This window comes from Curtobacterium sp. PhB142, assembly GCF_004341255.1.
Lineage (GTDB): Bacteria > Actinomycetota > Actinomycetes > Actinomycetales > Microbacteriaceae > Curtobacterium.
Map to the genome: position 1 here is coordinate 188,455 of NZ_SLUT01000005.1, position 18,265 is coordinate 206,719.

Sequence of the window (18,265 nt, forward strand, 5' to 3'; positions counted from 1 at the left end):
TCAGCTGCGCGTCGCGAGCCTGGCGAGCAGGATCGTCTCGGACGCGATGGCCCGGTGCAGGACGCCGAGGTGCTGCGACTCGTTCGGGCTGTGGGCACGGGTGTCCGGGTCCTCCACCCCGGTGACCAGGATCTGGGCCTCCGGGAACTCCGCGGCGAGGTCCGAGACGAACGGGATCGAGCCGCCGATGCCCTGCTCGACCGCCTCGGCACCCCAGCCCTCGCGCATGGCCGTGCGGGCCTCCTGGACGGCCCAGCCGGCCGTGTCGACGAGGAAGCCGTCGCCGCTGTCCGGCTCGGAGATCTCCATGCGGGCACCGAAGGGCACGTGTGCCCGCAGGTGCCGTTCGACGGCCGCGTACGCCTCCGTGGCGGGCTGGCCGGGTGCGACCCGGACCGAGACGCGGGCGGAGACGGTCGGCAGCAGCGTGTTGGACGCGTTCGCGACGCTCGGCACGTCCATGCCGGTCACGGTGATCGACGGCTGGAACCACATGCGGGACAGGACCTCGCCGGTGCCGATCGGTCGGACGCCCGCCACCAGGGCCGCGTCGACGGCGAGCTCGTCGTCGGTGCGGGCTGGGACGTCGGCCTCGTACGAGGTGAGCCCCTCGACCGCGACGGAGCCGGCGTCGTCGTGCAGCGACGCGAGCAGCTTCACCATCGGGATCATCGCGTCCGGCGCCGCTCCCCCGAACATCCCGCTGTGACTGGCGTGCTCGAGGGTCGTCAGGGTGAGCTTGAAGGTGACGTTGCCGCGGAGCGACACGGTGATCGACGGCACGTCCACCGACCAGTTGTCACTGTCGGCGACCACGATGACGTCGGCGGCCAGGTGCTCCTTCTGCTCACGCAGGAAGGTGCGGAAGGAACGGGAGCCGAACTCCTCCTCGCCCTCGACGAACAGGACGACACCGAGGTCGAGGTCGTCGCCGAACTGCGCGTGGATCGCCCGGAGCGACGCGATGTGGGTCATCACGCCGGCCTTGTCGTCCGAGGCGCCGCGACCGTACAGCCGGTCACCGCGGAGGGTCGGCTCGAACGGCGGCGTCTCCCAGAGGGCGTCGTCACCCTGCGGCTGCACGTCGTGGTGGGCGTAGAGCATCACGGTCGGCTTGCCGTTCCGGGCCGGGCGGACGGCGAGCACCGCGGGCTGGCCGAGCTCGAGCGGTTCGTCGTCGCTGATCGCCGACCGGATGATCTCGACCTGGTCCTCGGCGAAGACACCGGTGCTCAGCGCCAGGTCCGCCACGGCACGCGCGCTCGCGAGCACGTGCGACTCGTCGAACGCCGACCAGGACACCGACGGGATCCGCACCAGCGCGGACAGATCGGCGATCGTCGAGGGCAGTGCACCCTGCACCTGTTCGCGCAGGGCGTCGAGGAGAGCGGGGTCGGTCGCGGAGCTGGGCTGTGCGGTGTCGGTCATGCCCGGTAATCTAGAGGACGATCCCGCACGCACAACGCCGTTAGGAACGCACCGTGGCGAAGGCAGCCCCCAAGACCAACACGACCGTGAACCCCACCGAGGAAGAACTCCTCGAGCAGGGCAAGGGCCGCCCGACGCCGTCCCGCCGTGAGCGCGAGGCAGCGAACCGCCGCCCCCTCGTCGGCAACACGCCGGTCGACAAGAAGGCCGCCCGCGCGCGTCTCAACTCCGACCGCGAGCGTGCCCGCGTCGGCATGGCCAACGGCGAGGAGCGCTACCTGCCGGCGAAGGACCGCGGTGAGCAGCGTCGCTTCGTCCGCAACTGGATCGACGCGCGCTGGAACGTCGGCGAGATCATGATGCCGGTGCTCGTGCTGTTCCTGATCGTCGGGTTCGCCGCCTCGCAGACCGCGATCGCCTCGTACTCGCTCCTGCTCGTGTGGGCGTTCGTGGCCCTGTTCGTGATCGACTGCGTGGTCCTCTGGCTGTCGATGCGTCGCAAGCTCACCACCAAGTTCGGCGAGATGCAGCGCGGCACGTTCCTCTACATCCTGACTCGGGCGTGGCAGCTGCGGTTCCTGCGCCTGCCGAAGCCCCAGGTCAAGCGGGGGCAGTACCCCGCCCTCTGACCCCAGCGTCGCTGTCCCGAAGCGCCGTCCGGCCTCGCCGGGCGGCGCTTCGTCGTTCCGGCGTGCGCGCTGCGCGGCGAGGTTCCACGACCCGCCGCGTGCGCGTCGCCGAGGTTCCACAGACGGCCCGCCCGCGCGCCGAGGTTCCGAAATCTCGGACACTCAGCGGCCGCAGCGGGGCGTGGCCGCGCACCGGAGGACGGGAGGCCCATGGCGGGACCGCACCGGGCCTCCCGTCCCAGGGGTGGTCGGCGAGGTTCGACGACTCGCCGCATGCACGCCGCCGAGGTTCCACAGACGACGCGCCCGCGCGCCGAGGTTCCGAGATCTCGGACACTCAGCGGCCGCGGCCGGGCGTGGCCACGCACCGGCGGACGGGAGGCCCGTGGCGGGACCGCACCGGGCCTCCCGTCCCAGGGGTGGCCGGCGAGGTTCCACGACTCGCCGCGTGCGCGTCGCCGAGGTTCCACAGACGGCCCGCCCGCGCGCCGAGGTTCCGAAATCTCGGACACTCGGCGGCCGCGGCCGGGCTTGGCCACGCACCGGCGGACGGGAGGCCCGTGGCGGGACCGCACCGGGCCTCCCGTCCCAGGGGTGGACGGCGAGGCTCCACGACTCGCCGCGTGCACGCCGCCGAGGTTCCACAGACGGCCGCTGAGGGCCGCGAGATGCCGAGATTTCGGAACCTGGAGGGCGCCGGGCGGGACGCGCGGGCAGGACGGGCCGCCCCCGCCCGCGCTCAGCGCGCGGCGCGGCGCAGCCGCTTGCGACGCAAGCGGTTGATGCGCGTGGCCCAGCTCGGCCCCTCGTAGAGGAACGCCGTGTAGCCCTGCACCAGGGTGGCCCCGGCGTCGATGCGGTCCTGCACGTCCTGCTCGGTCGTCACCCCGCCGACGGCGATGACGCAGAACTCGGCGGGCACCGCGGCACGGACCCGACGCAGCACCTCGAGGGAGCGCGCGGCCACGGGAGCGCCGGAGAGTCCCCCGGCACCCATTGCCTCGACGTCGGCCGGGTCCGCGGTGAGGCCATCGCGGGAGATCGTCGTGTTGTTGGCGATGACGCCCGACAGCCCGAGCGACACCGCGAGGCCGGCGATGGCGTCGACCTGCTCGTCGGTCAGGTCCGGCGCGATCTTCACCAGCACGGGCGTGTCGCCGGCGGCGTCGCGGACGGCGGACAGCAGCGGTCGGAGCTGGTCGAGTTCCTGCAGGCCGCGCAGGCCGGGCGTGTTCGGGGAGCTGACGTTGACCGCCAGGTAGTCGGCGAACGGCGCGAGGCGTCGTGTCGACTCGAGGTAGTCGTCGATGGCGTCCTCGACGGCGACGACCCGGCTCTTGCCGATGTTCACGCCGATGACCGGGCGACCCGGGTTGCGTCGGGCGCGCTCGAGCCGTCGGGCAGCAGCACCGGCGCCGTGGTTGTTGAAGCCCATCCGGTTGATGAGGGCGCGGTCCTCGACGAGACGGAACAGGCGCGGGCGCTCGTTGCCGGGCTGGGGCTTCGCCGTGATCGTGCCGACCTCGACGTGGCCGAAGCCGAGCAGGCCGAGGCCGCCGATGCCGCGTGCGTCCTTGTCGAACCCGGCGGCGAGGCCGAAGCGCGACGGGAAGTGGATGCCCATCGTCGTGATGCCGTCAGCAGCTGCCGGGCGGGAGTACCGCTCGACCAGACCGCCCACGAACGGCACGTGGGGCAGCGCCTTGATGACGGCGAACGCCAGGTGGTGGGCCCGCTCGGGGTCCATCTTGGCGAAGACCGACCGGAAGACGACGGCGTACCCGGACCGGACCAGGCCTTCCGCGACGCCGCTCACGCGCCGGCACCCGCCGGCGAGCTGGCGGCGCCCGACGACGATCCGGCCGCACCCGCCGGCGATCCGGCACCCGCGATCCCCGCGCTCGCAACCCCGGTAGCCGCAGCACCGCGGTGGTCACGGCGCAGCTGGCTGATGGCGTCCTCGAAGTCCTCGAGCGAGTCGAACGCCTGGTAGACGCTGGCGAACCGCAGGTACGCGACCTCGTCGAGCTCACGGAGCGGCGCGAGGATCGCGAGCCCGATGTCGTTGGCGTCGATCTGGCTCGAACCGGACGACCGCACGGTCTCCTCGACGCGCTGCGCGAGCACGGCCAGGTCGCCGTCGGTGACCGGTCGCCCCTGGCAGGCCTTGCGCACGCCGGAGACGATCTTGTCGCGGCTGAAGGGTTCCGTGACGCCGTTGCGCTTGACGACGTTGAGCGACGCCGTCTCGGTCGTCGAGAAGCGTCGTCCGCAGTTCGGGCACTGTCGACGGCGGCGGATGGAGGTTCCGTCGTCGCTCGTCCGTGAGTCGACGACGCGGGAGTCCGGGTGGCGGCAGAAAGGGCAGAACATGTCGTCGCCCAGGCTATCGGTTCGTGCGCTCCGTCACGGCGGCGCCGTGCGCGGGGAGCTGCTCCTCGGTCGACAGCGCGACGATGTGCGCGGCGACCTCGTCGAGCGCGGACGCCGAGTACCGGATGACCTGCTGCGGCCGCAGGAACGTCGACGCGGACAGCCCGGAACCGAAGCGCGCCTGGCCGCCGGTGGGCAGCACGTGGTTCGACCCGGCCAGGTAGTCCCCCAGGCTGACGGGCGTGCTCGGCCCGACGAACACCGCTCCGGCGGCGTCGATGTCGGCGAGCACCGCGTCGTCGTCGGCCGTCTGGATCTCGAGGTGCTCCGGCCCGTACGCGTTGCTCACGGTCGCGGCGTCGGCGAGGGAGTCCACCAGCACGATCGCGGACTGCGGTCCGTCCAGGGCGGTCTGGAGGCGCGCAGCCGTCCCGAGCACCGCCGTGCGTTCCGGGATGGCGGCTTCGACCGCATCGGCGAACGTCGCCGACGTCGTCACCAGCACACTGCCTGCCTGCTCGTCGTGCTCGGCCTGGCTGATGAGGTCGGCGGCGACGAACCCGGGGTCGGCTGTCTCGTCGGCGATCACGAGGATCTCGGTCGCGCCGGCCTCGGCGTCGATGCCGACGACACCGCGCACCAGGCGCTTCGCGGCGGCGACGTAGTTGTTGCCAGGACCGGTGACCAGGTCGACGGGCTCGAGGTCGATCGCGGGGACGCCGTACGCCAGCGCGCCGATCGCCCCGGCACCGCCCATCGCGTAGACCTCGTCGATGCCGAGCAGTCCGGCCGCGGCCAGGATCGTCGGGTGGACCGCACCGCCGTGGTCGCGCTGCGGCGGGGACACGAGTGCGATCGACCGGACCCCGGCGACCTGCGCGGGTACGACGTTCATGACGACGCTCGACGGGTAGACGGCCTTGCCGCCGGGCACGTAGAGGCCGACGCGGCGCATCGGCTGCCAGCGCTGGTGCACCTCGGCGCCGTCGGCGAGCGTGGTGACGGAGCCGGCCGGCACCTGTGCGGCGCTGGCGGCTCGGACGCGGCGGATGGCTTCGTCGAGCGCTTCCCGCAGTTCGGGGGTCAGCCCGGCGACGGCTGCCGCGATCTCGGCGACCGGCACCCGGACGTTCGCCGGGGCGCCGCCGTCGAAGCGTTCGGCCTGGTCGTGCAGTGCGTCCGCTCCGCGGTGTCGGACGTCCTCGACCAGCTCGCGGGCGGCGTCGACCGCGTGCGAGACGTCACCCACGGCGCGCGGCATGAGTCGGAGGAGTTCGGCACGGGCGGGCAGGCCACCACGGAGGTCGATTCGCTGCATCATCAGGGGACAAGCCTACCGAGGTGCTCCGAACACAGGCCGTGCCCTCGCTCCGTTAGGCTTCGGAGGTTCCCTCACCGAATCCCATAGGACCAATGAACTTCACGTCGTTGCAGCGCAACCTCACCGACCTGCTTCGGGTCAACAAGCGATACCTTTCCGACGGGCCGTACCGCAGCGATCTGCGGACTCAGCTGAACCCGCCCGCGCCGAGCGGCGAGGTGAACGCGCGGTCGAACGTCGGGCAGCGCGAGTTCGACCGTGCACCGGAAGCCGCTCGTCCCTACCGAGAGCTCGCGGAGACGAGTCTCGCCCTCGCTGGGATCGTCGCGACGGCCACCGCGCCGACGCTCAATCTCGTCGTCAACGAGGTTCGAGACGGCAAGGCGTTCGCCGGGATACAGACCGCCGTCGCCGCCGCCGTGAAGCTGGCCGAACGGCTGGGTGTGCCGCTGCGGGTAGTGATGACGAGCTGGACCGTACCCGGAGTCTCCGAGGCCAGCGCAGCGTCGGTGATCTCGGAACGTTTCGGCCCGGTCGCCCAGGACGTCGTCGCGCGGGAACGGATCCTCGACGCCGAATTCGGCGCCGAGGACTTCTGGATGGCGACGCACTGGAAGACCGCTCACGCCGTCGACGTCGCCGCGCGAGCGGGTGCGATCACACGCGAGCGTGTCGTCTACCTGGTGCAGGACTACGAACCCGGCTTCAGTCCGTGGTCGACGGAATTCGCGATCGCGCGGTCTACTTATCAAGCGGGTTTCCAGCTGATCGTGAACTCGGCTCCATTGCGCCAACACCTCGAACGCGAGGAAGGTCTGACAGTGAGCGACGACCGAGTGTTCGCTCCGCACCTCGATCTCGAGCTGTTACGGCAGGTCGCTGCCGCACGCTCGCACTCGAACGAAGTCACGGTCTTCTTCTACGGCAGGCCGTCCAAACACCGCAACCTGTACCGCCTCGGGCTCGCCGCACTCAAGGTGGCTGCATCCGAGCTCGGCCCCGACGCGTCGATCCGTTTCACTTCGGCGGGTGAGAAGCACCGCAACGTCGACCTCGGGCACGGCCACAAGCTCGAGAGTCTCGGCTCACTGCCGTGGAACGATTACTTCGAGTACATCGCATCAGCGAACGTCGTGCTGTCCCTGCAACACAGTCCCCATCCGAGTCACCCGCCGTTCGACGCGGCGATCTCTGGAGCCCGCGCCGTGACCAACGAGTTCTACGGAACGCGAGCAGGACTGCACCCGATGCTCGTCGCAGCCCAACCTGATCCGGAATCGCTCGGGAAGGCCGTTGCGCAGTCCATTCGCGAAGTACGCACCACCGGACCCGGGGGGTTCAGAGAAGTGGCTTCGGAAAAGCTCGGCGGTGCACTCGACACCGCTATCGACTCGGTCGCCCACGCTCTGGGGGTCTCTCGATGAGCGATGCGGGAATCGTCGTCGTCGTTCCGGTCTATGGGGACATCCCCTCCGTGGTCGACTGCCTTCGAGCGCTCGGCAGCACGATCGACCGCAGCCGCCATACGGTCCTCGTCGTCAATGACTGTGGACCGGAGGTCGACGCGATGGAGTCGGCGATCCTCGAACTCGTCGGGCAGGACGGGGCGTTCCGGTACGAGCGCAACGACACCAACCTCGGTTTCGTGGGAACCTGCAACCGGGCGGTCTTCGATCTGGACACGACCGCTCGGGACGTCCTTCTGCTCAACAGCGACGCCGTGCCGACGCCGGGCTTCCTCGACGAACTCGAACGAGTACTCGGCCTCGACGAGGCAAATGGCGCTGTCGCTCCCCGGAGCAACAACGCGACCATCGCGAGCCTCCCGCACCGTCTGAGCGACTCGTCTGCGGCGCGGACGTTCGAGCGGACGCAGCAGGTGTTCGACGAGCTGTTCCCCCTCCTTCCGGAGACGTACACCGTTCCGGTCGCCATGGGCTTCTGTCTGCTGATCCGCCGCGCCGCGATCCGCGAGCACGGGCTCTTCGACGAGGTGTTCGCGCCCGGTTACGGCGAAGAGAACGACTTCTGCCTTCGTATCGGCGAAGCCGGGTACAGGTCACTCATCGCCAACCACGCTCTGGTCTTCCACGCGGGGTCGAAGAGCTTCGCGGGCAAGCGTCGGAACGCTCTTCGACGCGCCCACCAGCGGATCCTCGACCGCCGATACCCCTCGCTGTCGCGATCTCTCGCCATGTTCCTCGCGGCAGGGACGGATCCGGTCGATCGCTTCGCATCGTGCCTGGTACGGCCGGAACGAGACGTTCGTCGGTTCTCGCTCGACCTGCGCTTCGCCCCGGCCACCGACCTCCGCGAACTCGCGCAGCGCTGGGCCGGTCTGACCGACGTCGACCCGCGTGCTCGGCCCGAGGTGATCGTCCGTCCTCGCGACGCGGCGCAGCTGGAGGACCTCGAAGGCGTGGCGGTCCGCTCGCACTTCGACCCGGACGACCTGGTCGAGGTGGCAGCCGTGCGCGCAGCGGACCTGTCCCCCACCACCGGGCTCGATGCGCACCGGCACGGTGCGCTCGTCCTCGTTCTGGGTGCCAACCCGGCAGGCGCACTCGACCGGTACATCGATGGTCTGGGCACGGCGAACGGACGGCCCGCCGCGATCCAGACGGCTTTCCCATCGGTCGGTGATGTGGCCACCGCCGCTGCGTTCGCGGCTGAGTGGTACGACCGGCCGATCACGCGACGTGCCGCCGAGCTGCGCGAGCGAAGCGGGGCGCTCGGACGCGACGTGTTTGCACGGGTCGATCTGGAACACCATGACATCGCCGATTCGCACGTTCAAACCTCGCGGGAGCTCGAGTCGATCAAGCGTTCACGCGTGTACCGGGCCGCGTCCGCGCTTTCGTCCGCATTGAACCGAGTCCGACCCCGGGTCGGTCGACGGTGAGCAGACACCGGAGTGTCGCGGCCGCACCGCAGTCCACGTTCCGACCCGACATACAGCTACTCCGCGCCTTCGCCGTGTTGGCGGTGATCAGCTACCACTTCTGGCCGTTCCGACTACCGGGCGGGTTCGTCGGCGTCGACGTGTTCTTCGTCATCTCCGGCTACCTCATCTGCGGACATCTGTTCGATGAGCTCGCGAGGACCGGCTCCGTGCGCCTGGCTTACTTCTGGGCACGGCGCGGCAAACGCTTGTTGCCAGCTGCACTCACCGTCATCGTCATCACCGCCGTCGCCACGCTCCTCCTCCTGCCGAGGACGACCTGGGAGACGACGTTCCGTCAGCTCGCTGCTTCTGCGGTGTACGTTCAGAACTGGCTTCTCGCGGCAGACTCCGTCGACTACCTCGCCGCCGACAACGCGCCAACCGCTGTCCAACACTTTTGGACGCTGTCGGTGGAAGAGCAGTTCTACGTCTTCTGCCCACTGGTCTTCGTCGCAATCGCACTCCTCGCGCGGAAGAGATCCGCGGCAAGCTCCCGTCCTTTGGTTGTCGCTTCGCTCGCTGCCATCACGGTGGCATCGTTCCTGTGGTCGATCTTCCAGACCGGTTCGTCTCCCGAGCCCGCATACTTCTCAACACTCACGCGGGCATGGGAATTTGGTGTCGGTGCTCTTGTCGCCGCGACTCAGACGAGCGTCTTCCGAGCTCGCTGGGTGCGTACCGCAGCCGGCACACTCGGTGCCATCGGCCTGATTCTCTCCCTCTTCGTGATCACGCCGGACATTCCCTTTCCCGGATCGATCGCGGCCATTCCAGTCCTTTCCACAGCACTCGTCCTTGTGTCGCGACCTGCCGTGCCGACGAAGGGCCCGGCAGCTTCGATCGCTCGCGTGGGCACCTTGGTAGGCGACCGCTCATACTCGCTTTATCTCTGGCACTGGCCGGCTCTCGTCATCGCTCATGCGCGGCTGGGCGAGGACATCAGCTGGCGCACGAAACTCGTGCTGCTGGTCATCGTGGCGGCCTTGGCCGAGCTCAGTTACCGCTTCGTTGAATCGCCGTTGCGTCGACGTCGCGTGCAGCGACAGCGGCAGGCATTTGCGTTCGCCGCGGCATCCGTCGTCGCGGCGCTACTCGTTGCGATGCCGCTCCAGGCATCGGCCACGATGTTGCAGGACTCGCGGATCGCGGAGGTACAGCGCGCCCAGGCACGAGCCTCCGCGGCGGCCGCCTGCTTCGGCGCAGCAGCGATGGCCGATCCTGGCTCCTGCGAACAGATGTCTGATCCGCTTACACCTTCACCCGAGGCAGCAACTGAAGACCTTCCCGCGGCCTATGCGAACCGCTGCCACGCCACGACCACCGGTGACATCACCAACGTCTGCCAGCTCGGCAACGGGCCGCGACGTGTCGCGCTCATCGGCGACTCGCATGCCCTCAGCTGGGAGCCAGCACTCGAGGCTGTCGCAAAAGAGCGCGGTTGGACGATTGACACCTACACCAAGTCCGCGTGCCCGCTGACGACCGCAGACACGACGAATGGCGACAGCGTCATCCGCGCCTCCTGTGTTCAGTGGCGCGAGGCGATGCGCCAGAAGATCGCTGCGGCGGAGCCGTACGACGTCGTCATCACCGCCGCTTCGTCGACGGCTGCGCGGTTCCGGAGCGACGCCGACGCCATCGCCGGCTACCGAGCCGTCTGGCAGCCGATGGCCGAGCGAGGCGCGCAGATTGTCGTGTTCCAGGACACGCCGCGTGCGCCGGATGGGGCTCTTGCCTGCCTCGCCCGTCCAGACGTCGACGTGAGCGAATGCTCGCTCTCACGAGAAGCGGCGTTCCCCTCCCCTGATCTCATGGCAGCCGCAGCCGCGGGAGGCCGTGCGACGGTGTTGGACTTCAACCGGTACTTGTGTGACTCACGCTGGTGCGACACCGCGATCGGCGGCGTGATCGTCTACCGCGACACGCACCACCTCACCGCCACGTACTCGAGAACGCTCGCCCCGTACGTATCGAAGGCGTTCGCAGGCATCGGCATGTGAGCACGAGCCGGTCCGTTCCATGCTGATCATGTCAAGCGGTCGATTTCTCCGGCGAGCAAGACCGCAGCAACTGCCTTGCCGTCTGCTGCGTGCGGTAAACGGTCTCGATCGGCGGATTGCTCCAGCACCGCAGCGGCGCGATCCAACACGCTCTCTGGTAGCGTTCCGGCGATACGCACCCGGCGGGCAGCTTCGACGAAGGCTGATCGGAAGGGCTCGAGGACCTGCCGCTGTTGCGCAGCGTCGGTCGCGGGCGCCTCAGGCATGGTCCCGAACACCGTGCCAGTGGTGACCGGTTTCAGAGAAACCGTGGTCGCGCCAGACACCTGACGTTTCGGGAAGTGCTTCGAACCGGGCTCCAGCGGGATCGTGAGCAGGTCCGGAGCGAGGTTCCTGATCACATCTACGGTGATCTGGGCTCCGAGGTCTCCGGACGGGTCCCGCAGCCGGGATGCTCGACGAAGGACACCATCGGCGAGCGGAGCAAAAATCGGCTGACGAAGGGCTGGACGCCCCCCGTGCAGACGTTCTCGGTACTCCGAGAAGTGACGTACACGAGGATCCGCACCGCCCCGGACAGTCAACTCGAGGCTCGCGTTCATCGCTGCGGTGAGCGAGGCCACGGCGGAGGGTGTGACTTCGGCAGGTGTTGCCTGGGCAAGGACCGCAGCCATCGAAGGACTCTTGTAAATCCGTCGATGGGCCTCGCCCCCAGCCCCGGAGATCTGGAATTCGCCGTTCGAACTCCGGTACGGGTAGATCGGTCCGTACACGCCGAGGTCGTTCCTCCGCCACTCAGAGAACCCCTGATCGGGATCGATGAGTGACCGTGCGATGCCGGTCCGACGGTTCAGGCGCAAGTCGTACTCATCGTCGAGCGCTTGGGCGGCGGCGAACACTTCGGGGCGGTTCCGGTCGCACCGGAACCGGACGAGCTCTCCGATGGGTCGCCCGGTGTCGTTGCCGGCCAGCAGAGCGGCGAGCACGACCCGGAAGTCTCGCCCACCGTCGACGTCGGCAACCAATGGTATTCCGCTGTGGATGAGGGTCCGAGCACGGCTAGCTACTTCCCACAAGCCCTGCCGGAGCATCCCTCCGAAGGACGACCATGCTGGCACTGCCACGGGTGGGTCCACGCGGTAGCGACGGCGACGGCCCGAAGTGATCGTCACCCGGGCCCCGAGCGGCACGAGTCGGATCTGTCGGAACGCGGTTCGCTCGCTGACAAGCTGGTTGCCGATGGCATTCTCGAAGAGGAAAACCGACACCTGGTCCGGGTCACCATCCAGATGCCACCGTGCCTCGTGCACCCACTGCGCCAGCTCGAGCAAAGACGAGCCGATCGCCCAGTGATCAGCATGTTCGTAAACGAACAACCTGGCGTATCCAGATGTGTCGGTGCCCACCGTAGCTGTCGTGCCGGATCGCGTAACGGTGACGTATGCGCCATCCGCGTCCGGTGGTACAGCGCCGTAAGCCCGTCCGCCGTCGTCGCCGAGCACGACGTCTGGACCGATCAATGCGTACCCCGAGATTCCCTCTTCGGGGAGCCTGCTGTTGGAGGCGGCGATCACGGACGAGGGGAACACGGGTGACATCCTTGGTACTGGCGGAACGACGACGGGGCGTGGGTCAGAGCCGAACGGCGCCCGGCGCCCGGGTGACGCCGCGGGTGTCGAAGAAGTTGCGGGAACGGGCAGCGAGCGCATCGACCTCGTACTCATCGTGCGCCTGCAGGAGCACTACGACGTCCGCCCCGACGATGGACTCGTCGAGGGATTCAACCCGAGTGCGTTCACCGGAGTCGAGGAACCATCGCTCCACGTGTGGGTCGTGGAAGTTGACAGATGCACCGCGCCGCAGCAGCTCCTCAGCGACGTCGACCGCCGGCGACTCGCGCTGGTCAGCGATGTTCGCCTTGTACGTCACGCCGAGCAGGAGGATCGAGGCGCCTTCCAAGGTCGTCTCGTGCCCGGCCAGGATCTCGCCGACACGGTCGACGACGTAGGACGGCATCGAAGCATTGATGCTCTCAGCGAGCTCGACGAACCGGAACGGGTACCCCAGGCGTCGCTTCACCTCGAAACTGAGGTAATTCGGGTCGATCGGGATGCAGTGCCCGCCCACGCCGGGTCCGGGGCGGAACGCCTGGAAGCCGAACGGCTTGGATGATGCGGCGTCGATGACGTCCCAGATGTCGATCCCGAGGTCGTGGCAGAACTTCGCCATCTCGTTGACGAGCGCGATGTTGATGTGCCGGTACGTGTTCTCGAGCAGCTTCGCAGTCTCGGCTTCCTTCGCGCCCTTCGCCCGGACGACCGTGTCCACGAACCGCGAGTAGAAGGCGACAGCGACGTCAGTCGATCGGTCGCTCACGCCTCCGACGACCTTCGGCGTGTTCGCGAGGCCGTAGTGCGGATTTCCTGGATCGATCCGTTCCGGTGAGAAGGCGAGGTAGAAGTGCTGGTCGAGGCGGAGACCACCTGCCTCGAGAATAGGGAGGACGACTTCTTCAGTCGTACCCGGGTACGTGGTGCTCTCGAGGACGACCAACGTACCGTCCGTGAGGTTCTCTGCGATCGAGCCGACAGCGCCACGAACGGCCGACAGGTCTGGTGCGCCGTCGATGGTGAGCGGCGTCGGGACGCAGATGACGATCGCATCCGCGCCGCCGAGATCGGCGGGATCAGCAGAGGCACGATAGCCCGCCTCGGCCATCGTCCGAACCTCGGCATCGCTGATGTCATCGACGTGGGATCGCCCGTTGTTGAGGTCCGCCACCCTTGCCGTGTTCTGTTCGAACCCGATGACCTGCAGACCGGCTTTCACTGCTTCCTGAGCCAGGGGAAGACCGACGTACCCCTGACCGACGACGACGAGACGCAAGCTTCCTCCATGAGCATTCGTTACAAAACCTGGACAAGCCTAGTGTGTTCTGAACGCTGGCCCGAGCACCTGTGCCGCTAGATTGATCGTTGCTCCGTCCGCTTTTGAAAGGCCTTCCGTGCGCCCCATCGACACAAGTCGACCCGACGTCCGTCTCTTGGTGGTCCTCAGCTGGGTCGGTGCATCCATCGTCATCGCAGCGATCGCGGTGCTCGCCGGGATCGAGGAGACCTGGATCGGATGGACGGTCCTCGCGGCGTGGCTCGCCCTGTCCGCCTTGGTAGTCGGAGGGCTCTTCGCAGTCGCACGGCGGCGCGCCCGCGCGGAAGTGACTGCTCGGCAGCGGCGCGCACGCACCGCGCGCAACGAGCGAGCGGCCCGAGAGAGCGCGCAGGCCGAGCACGATGCCGACGAAGCTGCCGCGCGGGCGGCAGCAGCAGCGGCGGAGGCCGCCGCCGCCAAAGTGGTCCGTGCCGTGCCGATGCGGAACCTGTCGACTGCGGCAGCGCGGCGCTCGGTCGTCGCGCACTGGTCGCGCGCCAATCCTCGATCGATCCAGCGCTTCGGGGCCAAGAACCGGTCGATGTGGGCCGCCGAGGTCCTGGCGTTCCGCGCCAGCCGCGGTCGATACGGGCTGGAAGCTCTCGATCGAGCGGTCCTCGCCGCGGTGAAGGGCGCTCCGGAATCGTTCGATCCAGGCACGCTCCTCACGCTCGCCCGACTGCTCGCTTCGTTTGAGACCGAGCCAGAAGGCACCAAGGCTCAACGCATCCTGCGCCACCTCTCCGGCCCAGCCGGTGCTCGGCTGTCGACGGAGGCACGTCACGTGGCGACGGAACTCCTGCTGCTCGCCGGCGACGAGGCGAGCGCGGAACGCGTCGTCCAGCGCACTACTAACCCCGACTACCGATCGTCCCTGCACCGCGCAGACCTCGCCAATCCGCACCTCCCGGGCCACGAGGACCGCTCCGCGTCGGCCTGGCTCGATCTCTTCAACCTGGTCTACACGGAACACTCCCTCGAGCCGGTCCGCCTCGGCTCAAGCGGTGAGACGCCGTTCGACCGCCTCGAGTGCGTCCCGAGCGATCGCGTGACCGAAGGGCCGCTGATCTCGGTGATCATGACCTGCTTCCGTCCCGATTCCGGCATCATCACGGCGATCCGTTCGATGATCCGCCAGAGCTGGAGGTCCTGGGAGTTGCTCGTCATCGACGACGGTTCCGGCCCCGAGTTCGACGCCGTGCTCGCGGAGGCCGCTGCGATGGACCGCCGGGTGCGCGTGATCCGCTCGGTCGAAAACCACGGTACGTACTACCAGCGCAACGAGGGGATCCGTCGGTCGTTCGGCGAATTCGTCACGATGCACGACTCCGACGACTGGGCGCACCCGCGGCGCCTGGAGATCCAGGTCCGGCATCTCGAGGCGAACCCAGATCTCGTGGGGAACGTCACCTCCTCGCTCCGCGTGACGAACGACCTTGCCTTCGTCCAGCCGCGGAGTGCGTCTCTCCGGTTAACCGAGACGTCGCTGCTCTTCCGCCGCCGCCAGGTCGTCGAACGAATCGGGTACTACGACGACGTCCGGAAGGGCGCCGACAGCGAGTTCCGCCTGCGCATCGAGGCAGCCTTCGGCACGCGGGTCCCGCTCCTCGAGCTCCCGTCCCCACTGATGCTCGTCCGCTACTCGCGGACTTCACTCACCGGCTCGGACTTCGGGGACGGGTGGGTGCACTCCGCGAGGGTCGCGTACAAGAGTGGTTGGCTCCGTTGGCACGATCAGATCGCTGCCGGGCAGGCCGGCCCGTACATGGCGCACCCGATGGCGGATCGGCCTTACCCCGCGAACGAGTACATCCAGGGCAAGACGGTGCCCGCCCGGAACTTCGACGTGGTCGTGGTCTCGGACTTCCGCCCGGGAGCGAACACCCCGGGCACCCTCGAACGACTCATCGCGCAGCTCGACGAGCTCGCCGGTTCGTCCTCCGTCGCCATTGCACAGATCGACTCCGTGAGCACGTCGAAGGACGCCGCACTCTTGCCCGACGATCTGCAGGACATGGTGGGTGCCGGGCGGATCTCCCAACTCCACGACGCGGACCGGGCATCAGCCGACGTCGTCGTGGTCACTGCGGCTTCCATGCTCACAGGTGTGGCTGAGGCCCCCCGCAACATCGTGGCGACGCGAACGCTCGTCGTCGAGGACCTCGCCTCCGGGCGCGACGTCCGGAACGTGACCTACTTGCTGCATGACGTGACAACCACCGCTGAAGCCGCGTTCGGCCCGGTTCCGGAGGTGCGAGAGGCTGACGGGACCGCACTCGGCACGTTGCTCCACGAGTCTGAGCAGCACGACGACAAGACCGCGAGAGGGCAGCTCGATGCAGAACTCGAAGCGCTTGCTCCCGTCGGAGCGGGTTCGGTCGAAGCGACCTCCTACGCTGCGACGGTCGAGACGCAGCTGGCGCTCGTCCACCGCGCGATGACGCTCCCGCAGGACGCCACGATCGTCGAGCTCGGCAGCGGGCACTCGACGGTCCGACTCGCTGCGGCGATCGCGAAGAGCCGCCCGGACCTGCGGCTGGTCTCCCTCGACCACGACGCGCACTTCGCTGCCGAGACGCAGCAGATGCTCGACGAGGCCGGATTGGCGGCGCATGCGCAAGTACGCCACGCGCCCCTCGAGGGCTACGCGTTCGACGGCGAGCACTTCCCGTGGTACGGCCGCGCGGCGTGGGACTCGATCGAGCGGATCGATCTGCTCTTCGTTGACGGACCGCCAGCCTCGGTCCGCATCCACTCCAGGTGGCCGGCCCTCCCCCTGCTCGATCAGCGCGTCGCGGCGGGCACCGTCATCGCCGTCGACGACGCCGACCGCGCCGACGAACGGTCTGTGGTCGACGAATGGTCGGAGCGTCGCCGCTTGACCCAAGAGGAGACGATCGATCGCACAGCGTTCTACGTCGTCGAAGCACCGACGGCCAACTGAACGCAGATGATCGGGCGGCTCGCCCGGGGGCGAGGACACTCGCCTCCCGGGCAGCCCGCATCTCTGGCGCGGACCAGGGTCCACGATGAGGCTCAGACGGTCTGGTTGTACGCCGCGATGACGTCCTTCGCGGATCCAACCTGCTTGAGCTCGCCGCCGTCGAGCCATGCCACCTGATCGCACATGGACTGGACCATGCCCATGGAGTGCGAGACGAGGATGATCGTGCGACCTTCCTTCTGCATCTCCTTGAACTTCCCCTCGCAGCGCTTACGGAACGTCGCGTCGCCAACGGCGAGTACCTCGTCCACGACGAGGATGTCGGGACTCACACTGATCGCAACGGAGAAGCCGAGGCGAACGTACATGCCGGACGAGTAGTTCTTCACCGGTTGGTCGATGAAGTGCCCGACGCCGGAGAACGACACGATGTCGTCGAACTTCCGAGCGACTTCCTTGCGGCTCATGCCGAGGATGGACCCGTTGAGGAAGACGTTCTCTCGTCCGGACAGTTCCGGATGGAAGCCGGACCCGACCTCGAGCAGCGAGGCCTGCTTGCCGTTCGCGGCGATCGATCCGTGCTCGGGCCAGAGAATCTTCGCAAGGCACTTCAACAGAGTCGACTTCCCTGACCCGTTCTTGCCGATCAGTCCGAACGTCGATCCTTGCGGTACCTGGAAGGAGACGTCACGCAGAGCCCAGAAGTCCTCGTGGACGCTCTTCTTGCCGCGCATCACGGCACTCTTCAACGAGCTGTTCCGCTCGTGGTACAGCCGAAAGCGCTTGGAGACGTTCTCGACGGAGACAGCGGGTTCGTTCACAGGAGTTCAGCCAACTTCTTCTCGTTCTTTGCGAAGACCCAGAAGCCGATCGCGAGCATGCCGAATGCAGCGATGACGCACCAGAGGATGTCGACGCCAGCGGGCATGCGGTTGTCGTAGAGCAGATTCCGGAACGCCACGGAGAAGTGCTCCATCGGGTTCAGGTGGTAGAGGTCGACAAGCCACGCAGTCTTCGGCGTGACCGCGTCCTCTACCAAGGAGATGGGGTAGATGATCGGCGTCAGGTACATCCAGAGGCGAAGCAGGATGCCGACCAGATGCTGCATGTCACGGAAGTGCACGTTGATCACGGCGAGCACCATCGACAACCCGACAGCGAACATCGCAAGCAGCACCATCAACGCGACTGTCAGCGGCAGCCAGACCCAGATGTTGGCTCCGAACAGCAAGAGCGCCACCGCGAGTACGCCCATCTCGAGCAACCAGGTGAAGCCCACTGAGCCCATGGCCGAGATCGGCAACACCATACGTGGGAAGTACACCTTCTTCACCAGCGAGCCGTTCGAGACGATCGACGACATCCCACCGTTCACCACACTCGTGAAGAACGTCCAGGGGAGCAGACCACACATCAGCCACAGCGGGTAGATGTTCAGACCTGAAGGGTCGCCGATCTCGATCTTCGCCCGGAAGATGAACGAGTACACCAACGTGTAGATGAGCATCAGCGCGAGCGGGTTGATGAGCGACCACAACTGGCCGAAGAGCGTCCGCCGGTACTTCCCCTTCACCTCCCGAGCGATCAGGTTCGCGAGGAGCTCGCGAGACGATGCGAGCTCGTTGAGGTAGGTCATTCGGTTCTCTCCGGGGGCGGTGACGATCGACGCCACCCCGAAATACTCAGGGACGGTCCATT

General features: G+C 67.8%; 13 protein-coding genes. 5 read left to right on the top strand and 8 right to left on the bottom strand.

Going from position 1 to position 18,265, the window contains the following annotated elements:
• On the bottom strand, positions 1-1,428 hold the full coding sequence (locus EDF31_RS11720; RefSeq protein WP_131846239.1) for a dipeptidase: 1,428 nt from the start codon (positions 1,426-1,428) through the stop codon (positions 1-3).
• Positions 1,429-1,481: 53 nt separating this feature from the next.
• Here EDF31_RS11720 and EDF31_RS11725 point away from each other — a divergent pair, with 53 nt between their 5' ends.
• Positions 1,482-2,057: a DUF3043 domain-containing protein gene (locus EDF31_RS11725; RefSeq protein WP_235035956.1), complete on the top strand. Its 576-nt coding sequence runs from the start codon at positions 1,482-1,484 to the stop codon at positions 2,055-2,057.
• 739 nt (positions 2,058-2,796) lie between these two features.
• On the opposite strand, the gene EDF31_RS11730 is transcribed toward EDF31_RS11725, so the two are convergent.
• From EDF31_RS11730 to hisD, 3 genes are read right to left on the bottom strand one after another with little or no spacing between them, the layout of a single operon-like run.
• A complete protein-coding gene (locus EDF31_RS11730; RefSeq protein WP_131846240.1) occupies positions 2,797-3,873 on the bottom strand; it encodes a quinone-dependent dihydroorotate dehydrogenase in 1,077 nt (358 codons plus the stop codon).
• Positions 3,870-4,430, bottom strand: a complete 561-nt coding sequence (gene nrdR, locus EDF31_RS11735; protein ID WP_131846241.1) for a transcriptional regulator NrdR — start codon at positions 4,428-4,430, stop codon at positions 3,870-3,872. Before nrdR ends, EDF31_RS11730 begins: the two co-directional genes overlap by 4 nt.
• 13 nt (positions 4,431-4,443) lie before the next feature.
• Positions 4,444-5,751, bottom strand: a complete 1,308-nt coding sequence (hisD, locus tag EDF31_RS11740; protein ID WP_123340378.1) for a histidinol dehydrogenase — start codon at positions 5,749-5,751, stop codon at positions 4,444-4,446.
• A 92-nt stretch (positions 5,752-5,843) separates the two neighbouring features.
• Here hisD and EDF31_RS11745 point away from each other — a divergent pair, with 92 nt between their 5' ends.
• From EDF31_RS11745 to EDF31_RS11755, 3 genes are read left to right on the top strand one after another with little or no spacing between them, the layout of a single operon-like run.
• A complete protein-coding gene (locus EDF31_RS11745) occupies positions 5,844-7,175 on the top strand; it encodes a glycosyltransferase (protein ID WP_131846242.1) in 1,332 nt (443 codons plus the stop codon).
• A complete protein-coding gene (locus EDF31_RS11750; protein ID WP_131846243.1) occupies positions 7,172-8,653 on the top strand; it encodes a glycosyltransferase family 2 protein in 1,482 nt (493 codons plus the stop codon). Before EDF31_RS11745 ends, EDF31_RS11750 begins: the two co-directional genes overlap by 4 nt.
• On the top strand, positions 8,650-10,695 hold the full coding sequence (locus EDF31_RS11755; RefSeq protein WP_279387366.1) for an acyltransferase family protein: 2,046 nt from the start codon (positions 8,650-8,652) through the stop codon (positions 10,693-10,695). Before EDF31_RS11750 ends, EDF31_RS11755 begins: the two co-directional genes overlap by 4 nt.
• Positions 10,696-10,721: 26 nt before the next feature.
• Here the strand turns inward: EDF31_RS11755 and EDF31_RS11760 are convergent, their stop codons facing one another.
• Together EDF31_RS11760 and EDF31_RS11765 are read right to left on the bottom strand one after the other, a co-directional pair.
• Positions 10,722-12,284 carry a hypothetical protein gene (locus EDF31_RS11760; RefSeq protein WP_131846245.1) on the bottom strand — a complete coding sequence of 521 codons (1,563 nt, stop codon included), beginning with the start codon at positions 12,282-12,284 and terminating at the stop codon, positions 10,722-10,724.
• A 43-nt stretch (positions 12,285-12,327) separates the two neighbouring features.
• On the bottom strand, positions 12,328-13,581 hold the full coding sequence (locus EDF31_RS11765; protein WP_131846246.1) for a nucleotide sugar dehydrogenase: 1,254 nt from the start codon (positions 13,579-13,581) through the stop codon (positions 12,328-12,330).
• 160 nt (positions 13,582-13,741) lie between these two features.
• On the opposite strand from EDF31_RS11765, the gene EDF31_RS11770 reads away from it, so the two are divergent.
• Positions 13,742-16,567 (top strand): glycosyltransferase, encoded by a 2,826-nt coding sequence (locus EDF31_RS11770; protein ID WP_131846247.1) that lies wholly within the window; start codon positions 13,742-13,744, stop codon positions 16,565-16,567.
• A gap of 92 nt (positions 16,568-16,659) precedes the next feature.
• Here the strand turns inward: EDF31_RS11770 and EDF31_RS11775 are convergent, their stop codons facing one another.
• Entirely contained in the window at positions 16,660-17,388 is a 729-nt protein-coding gene (locus EDF31_RS11775) for an ABC transporter ATP-binding protein (protein WP_243649996.1), read from the bottom strand.
• On the bottom strand, positions 17,385-18,239 hold the full coding sequence (locus EDF31_RS11780; protein WP_131846248.1) for an ABC transporter permease: 855 nt from the start codon (positions 18,237-18,239) through the stop codon (positions 17,385-17,387). The genes EDF31_RS11775 and EDF31_RS11780 overlap by 4 nt, the downstream gene beginning before the upstream one ends.
• Positions 18,240-18,265 lie beyond the last annotated feature (26 nt).